The organism is Bacillus sp. FSL K6-6540 (assembly GCF_038007545.1).
In genome coordinates, this window is record NZ_JBBOXH010000002.1 from 669,165 (window position 1) to 686,028 (window position 16,864).

Sequence of the window (16,864 nt, forward strand, 5' to 3'; positions counted from 1 at the left end):
ACATTCTTTTTGTACTAGGTCAATATCATCAGGGAAAGACGGAAGCTGGTCAGTACAATTCACTCCGTACCTGCTGCCCGGGCTGTTTTTGAAGCAGCGCCTCCAGATGGCGTTCAAATGATGCCTTGTCAGCTTTCTGCTTTTTGACAATGCTGTTCATGATTTTAATGCTTTCAGCGCTGTATTGTGTATATTGTTTTTTCAGCTGATCCAGCTGCTGTCTTGTCTTCTTCGCGTTTTTCGGTGTGACTTGGTTGATGAGTTTGATCATACTGTCTGCGGTCTCAAAAAAACCGGCTCTATTTTCTGTCAGCTGCTGAATTTCGATGCGGCTCATATCTTGATTACGCGTTTTTTGAAGCAAGGCAACCGCCTCGCTGTTTTGTTTTTTGAGCGATTTGTTCTCAAGCTTAATCGATTCGAGATTCTCCTTCGCAATGTCTGCTTCTTCTTCAGTCATGCTGATTCGCACGAAGTATTCTGGATTGCCGATTCCATAATCAAATGCTTCGCTCACTTGTATCATGGAACTGAACACAATGGCCAGCTGCCTGTCGCTTGCGAGGGCTTGGAAATCCTGCTTTTTCTTACTGCTCATCGGTTTGGCTGCGGTTTGTTTTACTGTCTTTTGATCACAGTCTGCGAACATCTGAGCCTCACCTTCACTTTCGCATGCGCTCATCACAAGAACTGTGACCAGCAGGCTTATACACAAGCCTATTCGCCTCATGCTCTGTCTCCTCTCTGCTGAATCCCTTCTGGAAAATACCATAAAATATAGTTAAATGGTACCAGATGCACCTAACCCAAGCAATAAATCAAAAGTATGATTTGAAGCGAAAAAACATAAATATTTTGTAAAAATTGACGTTCATTCCATTCTTTTCAGGCCCATTTCTCGTACAATAGAAGTATCGTTACCGGAGAGGGGCTCTGATGATGAAACGTTTTACGAAACAAGAAAACAGCTGGGTATTATATGACTGGGCAAATTCTGCTTACTCAATTGTCGTGACCACCGCGGTATTTCCGTTATTTTATAAATCAGCAGCTGCGGAAAGCGGTGTCAGCGCCGCTCAATCGACTGCCTATCTGGGCTATACCATTGCGATTTCAACGTTTATTCTTGCGATGCTCGGGCCTATTTTAGGCACAATCGCCGACTATGAAGGGTGCAAGAAAAAGTTCTTCGGTTTCTTTGTGTCAGCCGGTGTCGCCAGCACCGCAATGCTGGCCTTTATCCCAAGTGAGCATTGGCTGCTATTGCTGCTGTTTTATACGATATCGGCTATCGGTTTTTCCGGAGCCAATGTGTTTTATGATGCCTTTCTCGTTGACGTCACGACTGAGAAGCGGATGAATCTCGTCTCGGCACGGGGTTTTGGCTTAGGATACATCGGAAGCACGATTCCATTTATCATCAGTATTGCTGTCATCCTGCTCGCGCAAGCAGAGACTATTCCAGTGTCTGTATCGGCCGCAAGCCAGCTGTCCTTTTTCATAACGGCTGCCTGGTGGGGGCTGTTCACCATCCCAATGATTAAACATGTCCATCAACGCTATTACATCAAAAGAGAACCTCATATTGTCATCAACAGCTTTAAGCGGCTCGGCCAGACGATGAAACGGATCAGGCAATACCGGGCACTTTTCCTCTTTTTGCTCGCTTATTTCTTTTATATCGACGGAGTCGGCACGATTATTACGATGTCGACATCCTATGGATCAGACTTAGGGATCGGTTCCTCAAGCCTCCTGATCATCCTATTTGTCACCCAGGTGGTCGCTGCGCCGTTTTCGATTATATACGGAAAACTGGCAGAACGCTTCACGGGGAAGACCATGCTGTACGTCGGGATCGTCATTTATATGATCGTTTGCGTGTATGCCTATTTTATGGAGACAACGCTTGATTTCTGGATACTGGCTATGCTTGTCGCCACCTCGCAGGGCGGTATTCAAGCCCTCAGCCGTTCCTATTTCGCCAAGCTTGTGCCAAAGCGCCACGCCAATGAATTCTTTGGCTTCTACAACATTTTTGGAAAATTCGCCTCAATTATGGGGCCGCTGCTCATTGCCGTTACCGCCCAGCTGACCGGTAAATCCTCGACTGCGGTGTTCAGCCTGATCATTTTGTTTGTGATTGGTATTGTGATTCTTGCCTTTGTTCCCGAGGAAACCAGCACAGATGTCAGCCAGCAGCAAAATGACCTGCCCCTTTAACTGGGAGCAGGTCATTCATCATTTATTCGCTTTATTCACCTTCAGCTGTTTCCCTTTGACGGTTGTGTTCTTCATCACTTTGAGAACATGAGGGCCTTTACCATTTAAAATCTCAACGTATGAGGCGTTATCCATGATCGTGATGATGCCGATGTCGTCAGCTGACACACCGTCAATTTTGGCAATCGTTCCTACAAAATCAACGGCTCTGATTTTCTTTTTCTTTCCGCCGTTAAAATACAGCTTCATAATGTCTTTATTCAACTCTTCGCTTTTGTCCTTTTTGCTTTCCGGACGGTCATTCAGTTTAGCTAGAAATTCTGGTTTCTTCCTTGCCACTTCCTCTTGAGAAGGGGCTTCTATTTTTTGGATTTCAAATCCGATATATTCTTCAATGTCGGCTAAAAACCGTTTTTCGAAGGCCGTGACAAACGAAATGGCCTTTCCTTTGTTCCCTGCGCGTCCCGTTCGGCCCGTGCGGTGGACATAGCTTTCTTTTTCAAGCGGCAGATCATAGTTGATGACAAGGGAGATATTTTCAATATCAATCCCGCGCGCGGCGACATCCGTTGCCACTAAGTAACGGTACTCGCCACGTTTAAATTCATTCATGACGTCGAATCGGTCTTCCTGAATCATTCCGCCGTGAATTTTATCGCATGGATATCCTAAGTCATCCAATTCATCGGTCAGCTGATTGACGTGCTCCTTCGTTCGGCAGAAAATGATGCAGCTGTCGGGATTCTCCGTCATCAGCACATCTTTCAGCAATGAAAACTTATTCTCTTCTCTTACTTGAATCACCGCATGTTCAATATTTCTTGTGGTTAGGCCGGCCGCTTTGACCTCGATATGCTCGGGGTTTTGCATATATTGACGGCTCAGCTTCTCGATATCCTGCGGAAGCGTCGCTGAAAACAGCATCGTCGTGCGCTCAGTCGGCAGATGCTTGATAATCGCCTCCACCTGCTCAATGAAGCCCATATTCAGCATCTCATCCGCTTCATCAATGACCAAATAAGAGAGACGATCCAACGGAAGCGTGCCTTTTTCGATATGATCCAGAACACGTCCCGGCGTGCCGACAACAATGTGGCTTTTTTGCTTAAGCTCAGCTTTTTGTTTATCAAAGGAGGATTTTCCAAATACGGCTGTCGCTTTGATTCGTTTAAATCGTCCGATGTTCGTGATATCTTCCTTTACTTGCACCGCAAGCTCACGGGTTGGAGTTAAAATAAGCGCCTGCGGCTTGTTTTCATCCCAATCCGCCAGCTCACAGAGAGGAATTCCGAACGAAGCCGTTTTCCCGCTTCCCGTCTGTGATTTGACGACAAGATCCTTTCGTTCAAGGGCAGCGGGGATCACGCTCTGCTGCACCTTGGTCGGTTCTCTATATCCTAGTCCTTCCAGTGCTCGTAAAATGTCATGACTGATTTGATAGTTTTTAAAATGACTCATGTATAAACTCCTGTCTCTTGCAGATGTTCTCATTATACTCTAATTGACGAAGGCGTATGTGTTTTGTCGAAAAAATGACGTGTTAAAAGCCATCGATTCCCTGGCGTTTTAGCTCTTGAACAGCCAATCGCGCCAGTGCGTCGGCCCCCGTGCGGTTCGGGTGCAGCGTATCTCCATCCATATAAAGCCCGAGTGTTCTTTCCGGACCGATCGATGTAAAGTATGCCGAGCTGAGGACATTTAAGTCAATGAGGTGTGTTTTTTCCTCTTCGGCCAAAGCTAAAATAGAAGCCCTGTACCATCTATTTACAGACGAATGGATGCCCTCAGAAGTAAAATCGGTCGCCCGGCCCTGGGGTGTTGATAGGATGACGTCCGCTCCTTTCGCTTTCACCTGACGAATCATATCACGCATCATCTCTTTAAATTCCGCTTCAGATTCATTATGCTTCGGATTTGTGTCATTAATGCCAAGCTGCAAGATAAAATAATCCCCCGGCTTGATGTACTTCAGGATCGCCTCAAGCTGTCCATCATTTCTGAACCCTCTCGCGATCTGCCCGCCAGACGCCATGTTTCTCACTTGAAAGGTATGTTTATCGATATAGTGAGGCAGCATCTGCCCCCAGCCCGCCTGCTTGCTGCTGTTGAGCGGATAATAATTGCACACCGTCGAGTCGCCGCCGACATAAATGGTTCGGTTCGTCACCGGCTGATCAGACAATTTCTTTATTTTCAAAGCGCTAAGCGTAAAAGCGGTGCCAGCTTTCCCCTCTGTCACCAGCAGATTCAGCTGCCCGTCGGTGACAGGAATTTGGAACGTATCCTCCGCGCCATCCCCTGTCATATTAATAACCTGAAACACGCCCTCCGCCGCCACACTGGCCCTTGCCGTATTGCCAAGCGTCGCCTTCACCTCATAAAGGCCATTCGGGAGATCCACATTAAACGTGTTATTGCTTTTCGTCCCATACGCTAAAAACTGAACCGCATCCCTCTTCACACCAGTCCCGGATGCCGCCACATCCCTCATATTCTCCGGTGTTTGAAAACCGTAGCCCATTGACCGGTCATACCGATCAGACGCCCTGACACCAATATAACCAGGCTCCACCGAACCGCTTCCAAAGTCAAATTGATACACCTTTGGCTCCACTGCCTTCACACTCTCAATCCCGCCAAAACACAACATCAACATCATTACAAAAGCCGCTGCCATCCATTTTTTCATCAAGACTCCCCCTCTATGAAAACGCATACATTAATGCATACTCGGTGATTGTTTCTTTATGATGACTGAAGGGAGAAAAAAATGGCGTTGAGGAATAAAAATGAGGGGAGAGTCTCAAGAAGGGGAAAATTAGTGTGACTTCTTGTCACACTTGATCACATCCCAACCTCCGCAATAGAAGCTTATTTGGTTTTCTTCGTCATACACATAATAACGGAGTCTTTCCCATTGATCGTCAGTCGGTACAATCTCCAATGCAACAGAATCGATGGATTCAAGATCATCCAGCTTTGATGCACTAACGTCTTCAAACCGTAAATGAATGTCACAGGTTTGAGCTGATAGTTTTAATTCAAACACAGGAATATGTATATAACGATCATCTTCTTTCATATAGAACGAAAACTCGTTTAATGTAAATGGACCTGTATCCGCATCAGAAAGATGCTTTTTCAATTTCTCGTATTGTGTGATATTCAAACATGGATTCCTCCTCTTTTTAGTTACCGCCAACCATATAAATGTCAACAGCATCATATTCAAACCACATGATCCGTTCGCCTGAGTCTGTTAGGCATTGGAGCTTCCCATCGGAAAAATAGCTTTTATCCGGTTGAGGATCAGTGATCAGAAAAACATCGTCATTGATAGAAGCTAACAGAAAGAGAAAGCCTGCAATGTCCCGGTCTGCTTTCTGTAATACAGATTGAAAATGAAATTCTCGTTTCGCCAGCTTCGTCACCTTGTAAGCATAACCTTCAAAGTACTTGGATAGGTCTTCTATAAATGAACCAGTCGTTATCACCTGTATCATAATTCGCTCATAGGCAAGCCCTTGCCATACACGATAAAACGACTCTGCATCTTCAAGTTCACACGACATAACAATTTGGTCAGGCTTTAGATCGACCATATCTAAATTTCCGATACTGCTTATAGAGGTTATTTCCATAAAATCTTCCCCTTATCAGTTGGATAGCGCAACGCAAATCTCTTGTCTGACTTGTTCATACAAGAGAATGTGCTGATACAGATCTTTATCGTTTTTGATCATACCCGGAAGTATGTCAGGATAAAGCTCAAAAAAGCTTTTCTCCAACGTACGCCGCTGATGCCGGGGCATCCTTTTATTCGCCAGCACATAATCCAAACTGCCATCAACAAGCATAAAAAACTCATAGATTTCCGCTTCAAATTCGTACAGTTCATCAGGGTATGCCTTTTCTTCAAGCTCTTGCTGTCTTTTTCTCAGTTTTTCAAACATGCTGATCCCCTCCCTTCGCAACAATCTCATTTATCTTGAAACAAGATAGGCGGATCATGATCAATCGCCTCCAACAGCTCCTCACCAAACACTGTGATTGTACATTTCCACGGGTCTCCCAAAAGTCCCCAGGAGAAGTCCTGATGAAAAAAGAAATAATAGTCTCCATTTGGAAATACGGGAACAGGCCATTCGCCAAATTCATCCTGAGGCATTGTCTGATGAGGGCTAAAGATATATCCGACATGCTGCCAGTCTAATGCGTACATCACATCGTGTTTTCCAGTACATGATTGAAATGCTTTTAAAATCGAAGTCTCTAAATCATTCAGCACTCTGACCACATCATCATTACTGGCTTTACCGCTCATCCCGCTAGAAATATCAAACACTTGATATGGATCAGACGGGATGATGTGATGACATCTGCTTCCGGGTTTCCATTTTATGATCTTGTTCACTTCTGACCAGATGCGGTCTTGTTTTGTCTGACTTAAAGCGCGCCAATTCATCATAATCTCATCCCTACACCTTATTGGACATCCTGCTTATAAACACCAGATGAGGCCACTGCGTAAACAGCGTTACTTGTCAGTTTCAGCTGTTGAACGTCTAGGGCTTCACCGTTCGAGTCACAGCATGTTATCTCTTCCATCTCTTGACTCACATCGGCAGAAATCAAATAAAGAGACGACTCAAGCTCTTCACTGTAACAATTGAACGTCCCAACCAAAAAACCTTCTTCAGATATCGCAAGCTGATAAAATGCTTCTGAGTTCGGCTCTTTATCCGACAGAATCCATACCCGTCTCACGACCGTGTCGTCAAACGCGGCAATGACTGCATCTCCGTAATACAGCATATAAATCAAGCCGTTTTTTTCTGCAAGTCCATAACAATCATCTACAGCCGGCGCATCCATTTCTTCGAGCTTTCTATCAATGTGTATTTCCTTCTGCTGACCATCTAACGTAAAACACCACACACTATGGCCGTTGGGATTTTCATCATCATAAATGCCTTCATCATTTAAACCGACCCAAAGGTTTTGTTTCTCATCCAAAAGACAGCAGGAAACCCCTGAAGGCAAGTGAAAAGCACTTTTCACCCTTCCCTCTTCTGAAAAAACCTTTACCTTCGGCTCGTACGATTCGTAATAAACGAAGACATAGCCATCTGCACATTGTTGAAAGAGCAGGATATCACTGTATGAAATCTGCTCTTTCACTTTAAAAACCCGAATATCACCGGAAGGATCATAGATTGAGATGGTCACATCACCTTTCACACCTTTTCCAATGTAGACACGCCCCAGTGGATCAGCATGGAAAAAACAATCTTGGGTGTCCATGTTGATAATTTTATTCATTTTTAATTTTTTCATTTGTTATGCTCCTAGGTTTGAAATGGTGAGATAAGTCCTCTTACTCGTTTATTTACTTCATTATTACGATCACCTCTATGTTGAGGCATATATTTCAGTTGAATCAAAGAAAACCCTTTCAGTTTCAACTGCATAGACAGCTTGATTAATTCCAATCAAAACGTTTGCATTCGATTCATAATCTTCAATTAAAGGGTGATATAATGTTCCAATACCCTTCGGATAGTAAGAGAATGAATTCAAAATCCATTTTTCCCCATAAGCAACATCTTTTAAAGACGATTCCTTGCCGGCATAAAAAAATAATGATGATACATTCTTGAATAAAATACGATGCTGCTGCTTCTTTCCCTTCGTATCCATTTCTAAATAAAGAATAAATTCTTTTTTAAAGAACTGAAAATCTGTTTTTAATATGGTGAATTCCGAATCAATCAGATGCTTTTGTATTGGATTATTCACTTAAATCCTGCCTCCTTGAAAAAATTTCTTGATCCCAGCCACTATATTATTTTTTTGTTTTTTTTCAGTTTTTTCATAATCATTAAACGCTTGATATTCTTTAGAATCAAAGGATACACATTTAGATTCTATAGCAAGTAAAGTCCCGTTAATTTCTATAAGAAAATTAGCATTTAAGACTTGATTACCTAATATACCATTTTGTAGTTTTCCAATTCCTTCTTTGAAATAACTGATTTCTTCAAGGTACCAATTAGTATCAATGGGTATAGTTTTATCAAACTTGTTATGAACACTAAAATCGCAATAAATTCCACTTATATCCTTAAATGAAATTTCTTTTAAAGTGGCTTTTTCTTCTTCTTCATATAACTTAAGATAAAGAGTTAATCTATTCTCTAGGTATTCAAAATTAATATCGTACATAAAGCAATTAACATCGTGATTTATATAATCTATCCATTGCTCAATACTGTTCATGTTATAACATTCTCCTCACTTTAATTAAGTAAAATGTTTGTAAATGCAGATGGAAACTTAGACAAGATTCTTAAATAGAATCCACCTGAATAACCATCTGCATCTCTAACTATGTTAATTGCTATTATTAATCCCTAAATGATCTTTACATTTGATTTATAGATTTAATTATATTAATACTATTATCTTCTGTGTGACTTATTGCGCAAGCGTTTATTTATATTTCTATATGATGACCATCTTAACTTTATATGAGTCTCAGCAGGATTATTTGAGAAATGCCCTTTTGCATTTAAAGGACCTTTATTTCTAACTGACATTCTATAGTATGGTTTCTTTCGTTGACCAGAATTTTTCCCCATTAACCTTACTGTATGTTTTTTAGTAGTAACTACCCAACCTTTATTAGTTTTAGCCCTTTTAATCACACCTTTGTTTGCCTTTGCGACTTTTCTAGCATTCCAATACGTTTTAGATAATTTTCCAGCTTTAAATAGAGTACGCCCTACTCTTAGATAGTTTCCTCCGATTGCTCCGCCAGCAGCACCTAAGGCTACAGATCCAACTAATCTCCAACCTCTTGCTCCCTTTGCCTTGGCAGCTTTGTAAGAAGAGACTCCTCCAATTAAAGCACCTGCTACCATCCAAACCCAATGCCCATCCGGATCAACATTCATCACCGGGTTATTATTTCCATAAGCATACCCATTCTGATCCAATGAGTCGCCGTCGCTGCCCGGGTCTGGGTCGAGCGATAGGAACACGCCGTTTCTTGGCTCGTAGTAGCGGGCCATGAGGTAGTACAGGCCGGTTTCTTCGTCGTATTGGTAGCCTGCGTAGCGGTAACGGTTATCTTTCACTTCATCGCTTGCTTCGGTTTTTGTTGGATTTCCCCACGCATCGTATTGATATTTTGCAACCGTTTTTCCGGTGCTGTCTGAGATCGCGATGATGTCGCCGTGAGCGTTGTAGTGATAGAAATATTTCTTGCCATTTTCTGTGTAGGATAACAGCTGGCCGCTGTCTCCGTACGTGTATGATTTTGTGACGTTGTTGTCTGCGTCTGTTTCATACAAGACGTTCAAGCTGTCTCCGTCGTAGAAGTAATTCGTGACTTTTCCGTTGACCGTTTTTTGGATTCTGTTTCCTTTTTCGTCATACTTATATGTTGCGAATGGCTTGTCTTCGCCTTTTTTGGTAACGGCGGTCAGGTTATCTTCTGCATCCCACGTATATGTGAATTTGCCGTCGGATGTGCGGTTGCCGTTTTTATCGTAAGAGATGCTTTCATCATTGACTTTTGTCAGCTGGTTCATGATGTTGAAGGAAGCGTTCACCGTTTTGCTTGAGCCGTCTTTTACAGTTGTAACGGTTTTCCGGTTCCCGAATCCATCATATGTGTATTCAATGACAGTACCGTCTTCATGGGTTTCTTTGACAAGCTGATTCAGCTTCCCATACTCATATTGCACCTTGCCGCTTGCTGAGCTGTTTATCGTTGTGCGATTGCCGTTGGCATCATATTCATAGCTTTCCGTCAGAATGTTTCCGCCGTTTTTGTCACCGATATGCAGCGAGCTTACAAGGTTTCTTTCGTCATATGAAAAACTTGTTCCGCCGCCGTTGCCCGTAATAAAGGTTTGGACGTTGCCATTTTCATCATAATCAAATGAATATGAAGATGTACTGTCTTTCATCTCAATCATTTGATCCAGCTTGTTATACGTAAATTGATTCGTTCCTTTTTGGTCCCCATGGCTCCACGAGAAGGTTTTCAGCTTATCGGAGTCACTAGGATATGTCCAAGTTTGGCTGCCGCCGCGGTCTGTCAATTCGGTTAAACGGTTTTTGTTGTCAAATGTCCGTTTCTTTGTGGTGTTCTGCTCTTTATTGACGACCGACGTTTCATTTCCATTTTTGTCATACGTGAAATTGTACTTTTCTGTACCGTTATACGACTTTGATTTCACCCGGTCTGTTCCATCATAAGAAAGAGACACTTCGTTGCCATTCGGTGAAATGGTTTTGGTCAGGTTGCTGTTGGCATCATATTCGCTTGCTAACACATTGCCCAGAGGATCAGTTGTTTTGACAAGCTTGCCCATCACATCATATTCGTATTTATAGGTTTGATCTGCTCCCGCCCGGATGGTTTTGCTTACCTCATTGCCTTCCTTATCATAGCTGTGAAGGATAGACGTGCCGTTAGAGAGCGTCATGTTTGTCAATTGGTCTGCCTGATCATACGTATAGGTTGTTTTTTCACCTTTTGCATCTGTTTCAGACGTTTTCTTACCAGTTTCATCGTAATCAGTTGAAGTAGAGTATCCTAGTTCATCTTCTTCCTTAGTCACATAGTTACCATTACTGTCATACGTGCTTTTTGTTAGAAGGCTTCCTTCAATCAAACGGATATCATCAAACCAGACTGTGCCTGTCGCACTCTTTTGGAACAGAATACTGATATCGACTTTATTGATCGGCTTTGTTTTAGGGATGACGACAGCTGCTCGGTTCCATTCCTGTGTTCCAGAAGGGAATTTCGCATTGTAGACGCCTGTGCTGCCGTCAGCGTAAGTGACATTCGCCTGCAGAGAATAGTCTTTTTCATCTGTAAATTTGACGCTGCTTGCTTTCGACATTCCTGTCAGTGTGAGATAAACCGGTTTGTCATTTGCGCTTTGCCCTAAGACAACGGTTTGTTTTGTTACTGATCCGGCTTGGGAAGCACTGGTCCGGGCAGCTTTTAATGATACATCATCATTAAAGCCTTCTTCAGAATCAACGGATGCCCCGCTTACATTCCAGTTTTCCGTTGCTGATGTGAAGCTGCTGTTTTGAACTGGGTTATAGCTTGATGATACTTCGCCTTTTTCCAGCTGGACTTCATCAAACCATGCTTTTCCTTTGCCATCTTTATCTTTATGATCGACTTCCATATACACAACGGCTTTTCCTGCATTCGCTGGAGTCGTAAAAGTGATTTGCCGTTTTGTCCAGTCATTTTTTCCGGCTAATGCACTGTATTCATTGTGAATCCATTGAATTCGTTTTTGATCTTTGTCTCGCAGATCAATGTTAAAGTAGGCTCTTGATTTCGCTAGATCCGTTTTGATTTTCCCGCTTAATGTATAGGTTGTATTCGGCTCCAGTTCAACTGTTTGAGTCGCTGAGGAATACCCGTGATCGGTTCCTGCAGACGTTGATTGGCTCAAGACTTCCAATGCCTTTGATCCAGAAAGAACTCCGCTTTTATCGGCGATGACTGAAATTTTGCCGCTGTCTTTAGAGGCAGTCAGATTCCAGCCGGATTTTTGCGCTTCAAAGCTTCCATCTTTCAAAATATTAGTTGAAGCTGATAAATCTTTGCTGGATTGAATCTGATTTCCGTATTTATCATAAACGGCTGCTGACGATGATTTTCCGCTCTGATCGGTTTCGGATACAGCATCCAGTCCGTCATAAGCAATATCCGTGACATTGCCCTCGGTATCCTTCATTTTTGTGACATCGTTGTTTTTGTTATATTCGTATGTCTCAGTTCCATATGCGTCTTTAACCGACGTAACGTTGCCATCTTTGTCATATTGATAGCTTTCCGTTGCTTTTCCGGTGCCCACGTCGTTTGGATCGACATCTTCTACGACATTGTTGCCTTCATATTTTGTATTCGTTGTAATTTTTAGCCCTTCAGCATCATCAATGACCTGAATCGGATTTCCCGCTTCATTATAGCCATACTGTACCTTCCGGCCATTTGGCTGTGTCATGAGAAGTGTCTTTTTATCAGCATCATAGCTGTAGACATATGTTTCTTTTTTAGCGTTGATCGCTTTTTCGAGACGGTGTCCGCTATACTGATATTCGGTAAAGACAGGCTTTGCTTCGGTACTGTTGGCTGAATACTGTTTGACAAGGCGTCCTTCGCCATCATAGTCATAGCTTGTAACAGTCCCGTCTGTATCTGTAACCTTCTTCAGCAAATCATTCTCATATGAGTAGGTGACTTTCTTATTCTTAGGTCCTGTGATGGAAGTCACATGGCCGTTTTCATCATAGGTAAATGTAAGCTTGCGGCCTGATGCATCTGTAATGGCGGTCAGTTGATTTTTGTCATTGTAAGTATAGACAGTTGCATTGTTGTGGCCATCCACTACTTTTTGGAGTTTGCCGCCTTTTTTATTGAAATAAGCATTGGTTTGATCCTTTGTTTTTAATATGAACTGATCAGCTGTTTCTGTTAATTCAAGATATACACCGGTCGGCGGCTGATACGTGCCATCGGCTTTTTTCGTGAATCGATGTGTCGTAGCGTCTTCATCGATATACATTGCCCCGCCATCCGTTGAGATGACAGATGTTTCTGCATCAGCATACCAGCCTTGCCCAAATAAGTGATCAGAGCTGTCAAGACTGTTGTAGGTTCTCGATAAGCCAAGTCCCGGACCGCGTCCGTCAATTGACAAATCTTCTTCATTCACAATGACATTGCCTGTCGCACCATTTAACTGGCCGCTTGGGATATCAATGATAGACCAGTATTCTTCTGTCCCAAGGAATTCTGCGCCTTCATGGAACGTTGGGTTAAAGGGCGCTGTCGGAATCGTTTCACCATTCGCATCATAAGCGACAAGCGTGAAAGAATAATTCTTCTTCCCTTTGTAATTTCCATTTGCATTGTTATAGACAGGTGACGGATCGAGGGCTAATTCCCCGCCTTTTCCATCTGTATGAAGCTTATAGCTTCCGGCTTTGATTTCCTCAGAAGTCGGCCAAATGTTTTTATTTTGGGTTGTCCAATGATCCGCGTCACCCACATCAAAGGACTGATATTCCTTACCGTTGTAAATGTTAACTTTATAGCCTTTCGCATTTTGAACCTTTTCCCATATCAAATTCACATAACCCGTTTGACTCGATTTTGTATTTGTATACAAATAGCCAGTTACATTCTTTGGCCTAGCGATATCAGGAAGTGCCGGGTTAGCAGCCGGGGATGCAATGGCTTCGCCGTCTTTGTTGTATGCGATAATTTTAAACGAGTAATTTCTTTTGGCTCCATCTCCCCCGGCGTTTTTATAGGTTGGTCCGGGATTGATCGGCAGCTCTGCTCCGCTTCCGTCCTTTAGGTGAAGAGCATATTTTCCCGCCTTGATTTCTGCACTTGTCGGCCAGATCTTTTTCCCTTTTGTGGTCCAAGACGTCTGATTTCCGAGATCAAGTGTCTCAAAGCCTTTCCCATTGAACACCTGAACCTTATAGCCGGTTGCACCGGATACAGCTTTCCAAGAAAGGTCGAAGTATCCTGTGGCATTCCCATTATTGTAGCCCTTTGCTGACGGTGCTTGTGCTTTTCCTACATTAGGGATAACGGGCTTTGCCGGTGCGGACATCGCTCCTTCACCTTGGTCAAATATCGCACTGACGCCAATCCAATAGTTTTTGCTTGTGGCATAGCTTCCGCCGGAGTTCTTATAGACCGGGGATGGGTCTAATGCCAATTCAGCTCCATCCTTGCCGTCCAGATGCAGTTTATATCGCTTGGAGGCAATTTCTGCGCTCGTAGGCCAGATTTTTTTCCCTTTTGTGCTCCACGACGTGACGTTGCCTGTAGAGATCGCTTGATATTCTCTACCATTGTAAATCCATACCTTATACCCTTTCGCACCTTCAACCTTTTTCCAACTGATATCAAAATAACCAGTGGAATCACCATTGTGATAGGCTTTAATTGTAGGGGTGTTTCCCTTTGGTATGGTATACGTCACTTCAATATACGGTTTGTTGGCGGAGTTCGCTGAAGAAATTAGTTTTTTCCAGTATTCCTTACCGTTTCCGTTTGTATGAAGCTTAAACCCATAGTTGGCCCCGCCGGAGTTCCATGACTTTACAGCAGCGGTCACATCATAACTCGCCCACTGTCCTTTATGGACGTCGGCTTTTCCGATATTTTTAGATGCCGGTTTGGTGTTCCATGTCACTTTTGCATTATCATAATTGCTGTTGACCGTATCCAGCCAAAGACCGGTTGCCTTTGTTCCATAATAGGAATGGGCTACGTATGTTTTTAATGTAGCTTTAGTGACAGTCATATTTTGAATTGGCTTTAGGTTGTTAAATTTCATGAACGCATAGTTTGTGCCTGTTGTTTTGTCATAATAGCCCGTTTTCAGTACATAGGCCTTTAAATTAGCATCCCATTTTTGTGAGGAGGCCGAATAGTTCGTCGTCGGGTAGGCACTCATGACAAACGTATCCGATGAAACAGATAAAGAAGTTGACGGGTCGATAGATACTGGATATACGCGTTCTGGGTCTTTCAGCCAGTTCTCGTCTGCCGTAAGATGAAGCAAATACCCTTCTTCATTCTTTTCTAGCTTATAGCTGACTTTGTCTGACCGTTCAACCTCGCCGGAAAGCTCATCTAGTTTTGAATCCGTCATAAAAGGTTTAGGCACAGAAAAAACAACTTTGCCTTTTTCATCAGAAAAATCAATGGATCCATCCTCTTGTTCTTTAGCCTGCAAATCGGTTTTTAACTGAAATGTAAATGTGTTGTATCCATCATACTGATGAAGGACTAAATCTTCTTTTATGTTTTCATTGAATGTGAAAGTCTGAAGATCAATATTCGGAAAAACATCCGGATACACAATCTCATTACTGTCAGTCTTATAATCTGCTGAGGTATCTTTCGGAGTAAGTGAAGTTTTATTCGGGCCTTTCGCTTCTACAAGTGAATATGTAACCTTATGGTCATTATGCTCAAAAGTCGCATAAAGCCCGTTCTTCATTTGCTTTTGAAAATCTGAATTCAAAATAGCGTTCTCTGTCTGGACTTGTTTGCTTGTCGACTCTTTTAACTCAGGAGAAATGTCTTCCCAGTCGGCATCAGGTGTTTCCTTTGTATGAATAGGATCAAGATATACTTCCTGTTTATAGACACCGTCACCTTCATAATAGAGTTTTGTATTTTCTGTTCTTTCAGAGGTGATCTCACCCTCTTTGTTTATATCTTTTGGATCAAAAGGTACAGCTTCCTCAGATTGTTCTTTCTGAAGAGTTTCTTCTGGATCATCGGCAGCAATACGATTTCCATTCTCTTCTTCTGTGGTTTTTGCTAGTACATCGGCTGGCACTAATGAAATGATTAAAGCCAACACTAAAAATGCTGCTATGAACCTTTTAAAGTTTCGCCTCTTTCTTTTTTTCATTTTCTCTCTCCTTTTGTAATAAAAGTAATATTTACTCAATAATCTTAACTAGACTGAAATATTATTACAATATTTTTCTAGAAAATTTATCTTATTTTAAGGATTAGCGAGAGTCAATTGACCTAAAACAAAAAAAGGCCGCATAGGCCTTTTTACATTTTCCATTATTGCATTTGTTCAATATCCGTACCCTCAGCTGCCACATTCACCTTCCCCTGCCTCCTGACAAGCGTCAAGGCCATGCCCGCAAAGATCATTACGATGCCAAGCGTTTGATAGAGGTCAGGGCGGAAGCCTGTGAAGACGGTATCGAGCACGATTGCGACAGCGGGGTCGAGAAATACAATAATTGAAATAAATTTCGTTGATAAAAATCGTAAACTGTCAAAAAACAACAAATATACAATACCCGTATGGATGATGCCGGTAGATACCACCATAATCCAGTTTCCCTGAGATAGGTCAGCAAAAGCGCCAAAGTGAATAAACGGAATCAAGATGATAACCCCTAAACCCGTCTGCAAGAAGGTGGTCGTGTAAGGACTGAGATTGTGAATGCCTTTTCCCAATAAAGTGGTGAACGCATAAAACAGTGCGGCGAGAACTGCCCATATGATCCCTGATCCCATCAGCTGTGTCAATGAAGTGCTGCCGTTAATCCCGGAAATCAGCGCAGTTCCCAGAAAGCAGATGATAATGGAGCTGACGGAGATCACATTTAATTTCTCTCTGTAGAAGAAGCTCCCCAGAAGAAGAACAAGCACCGGCGCTAGATGATAAACGGAGATGGCAATTGTAACGGACGTTTCTTCAAAAGACTTAAATAAGAACACCCAGTTGAATACAAGAAAGAAACCGCACGCCAATGTTTGCAGCACGTCTCTCTTGCTCCATTTTTCAGTTTTATACTGGCCGGACGTCAGCCAGCAAAGACCTAAAAACAGCGTTGCGCAAAGGCAGCGGACAAAGACCAATTCAAATGACGGCAGATTGGTATGCTCTGAGAAAAAGCCGATGGAGCCGAAAATCACCATAGAGATGACCATTTTGATTACGGCTGTTGATTTTTGTTTTGACGATATGGAAAGATCCTGTTGCATCAAACGTATTCTACCTCCAGTACTGCATAGCATAAACTGTTTTTTGTG

At 42.6% G+C, this 16,864-nt stretch carries 12 protein-coding genes and 2 pseudogenes; 1 reads left to right on the top strand and 13 read right to left on the bottom strand.

Annotation, left to right across the window (positions count from 1 at the left end; genetic code table 11):
- Positions 1-49: 49 nt before the first annotated feature.
- Positions 50-730 (bottom strand): hypothetical protein, encoded by a 681-nt coding sequence (locus MHH82_RS35790; RefSeq protein WP_010886641.1) that lies wholly within the window; start codon positions 728-730, stop codon positions 50-52.
- 206 nt (positions 731-936) lie between these two features.
- Between MHH82_RS35790 and MHH82_RS35795 the strand changes: the two genes are divergently transcribed.
- Entirely contained in the window at positions 937-2,223 is a 1,287-nt protein-coding gene (locus MHH82_RS35795) for an MFS transporter (protein ID WP_072175330.1), read from the top strand.
- Between the two features lie 18 nt (positions 2,224-2,241).
- On the opposite strand, the gene dbpA is transcribed toward MHH82_RS35795, so the two are convergent.
- From dbpA to MHH82_RS35855, 12 genes and pseudogenes are all read right to left on the bottom strand, one after another.
- Positions 2,242-3,681 carry an ATP-dependent RNA helicase DbpA gene (dbpA, locus tag MHH82_RS35800; protein WP_041850337.1) on the bottom strand — a complete coding sequence of 480 codons (1,440 nt, stop codon included), beginning with the start codon at positions 3,679-3,681 and terminating at the stop codon, positions 2,242-2,244.
- Positions 3,682-3,763: 82 nt separating this feature from the next.
- Complete coding sequence (locus tag MHH82_RS35805; RefSeq protein ID WP_072175329.1) at positions 3,764-4,912, bottom strand: rhamnogalacturonan acetylesterase; 1,149 nt, start codon at positions 4,910-4,912, stop codon at positions 3,764-3,766.
- A gap of 351 nt (positions 4,913-5,263) precedes the next feature.
- A pseudogene (locus tag MHH82_RS35810) lies at positions 5,264-5,392 on the bottom strand (hypothetical protein); the annotation flags it as partial.
- A 19-nt stretch (positions 5,393-5,411) separates the two neighbouring features.
- On the bottom strand, positions 5,412-5,864 hold the full coding sequence (locus MHH82_RS35815) for a hypothetical protein (RefSeq protein WP_014481350.1): 453 nt from the start codon (positions 5,862-5,864) through the stop codon (positions 5,412-5,414).
- Between the two features lie 15 nt (positions 5,865-5,879).
- Positions 5,880-6,176 carry a YxiJ family protein gene (locus MHH82_RS35820; protein ID WP_017697289.1) on the bottom strand — a complete coding sequence of 99 codons (297 nt, stop codon included), beginning with the start codon at positions 6,174-6,176 and terminating at the stop codon, positions 5,880-5,882.
- A gap of 26 nt (positions 6,177-6,202) precedes the next feature.
- Positions 6,203-6,691 carry a DUF2716 domain-containing protein gene (locus MHH82_RS35825; RefSeq protein ID WP_072175328.1) on the bottom strand — a complete coding sequence of 163 codons (489 nt, stop codon included), beginning with the start codon at positions 6,689-6,691 and terminating at the stop codon, positions 6,203-6,205.
- 17 nt (positions 6,692-6,708) lie between these two features.
- Positions 6,709-7,161: a hypothetical protein gene (locus MHH82_RS35830; RefSeq protein WP_072175368.1), complete on the bottom strand. Its 453-nt coding sequence runs from the start codon at positions 7,159-7,161 to the stop codon at positions 6,709-6,711.
- A 72-nt stretch (positions 7,162-7,233) separates the two neighbouring features.
- A pseudogene (locus MHH82_RS35835) lies at positions 7,234-7,560 on the bottom strand (DNA-binding protein); the annotation flags it as partial.
- Positions 7,561-7,635: 75 nt separating this feature from the next.
- A complete protein-coding gene (locus tag MHH82_RS35840) occupies positions 7,636-8,022 on the bottom strand; it encodes a YxiG family protein (protein WP_014481357.1) in 387 nt (128 codons plus the stop codon).
- Complete coding sequence (locus MHH82_RS35845; protein WP_043940235.1) at positions 8,023-8,502, bottom strand: YxiG family protein; 480 nt, start codon at positions 8,500-8,502, stop codon at positions 8,023-8,025.
- A 182-nt stretch (positions 8,503-8,684) separates the two neighbouring features.
- Positions 8,685-15,716: a tRNA nuclease WapA gene (gene wapA / locus MHH82_RS35850; protein WP_340797463.1), complete on the bottom strand. Its 7,032-nt coding sequence runs from the start codon at positions 15,714-15,716 to the stop codon at positions 8,685-8,687.
- 164 nt (positions 15,717-15,880) lie between these two features.
- Entirely contained in the window at positions 15,881-16,816 is a 936-nt protein-coding gene (locus MHH82_RS35855) for a DMT family transporter (RefSeq protein WP_072175326.1), read from the bottom strand.
- Between the last annotated feature and the right edge of the window lie 48 nt (positions 16,817-16,864).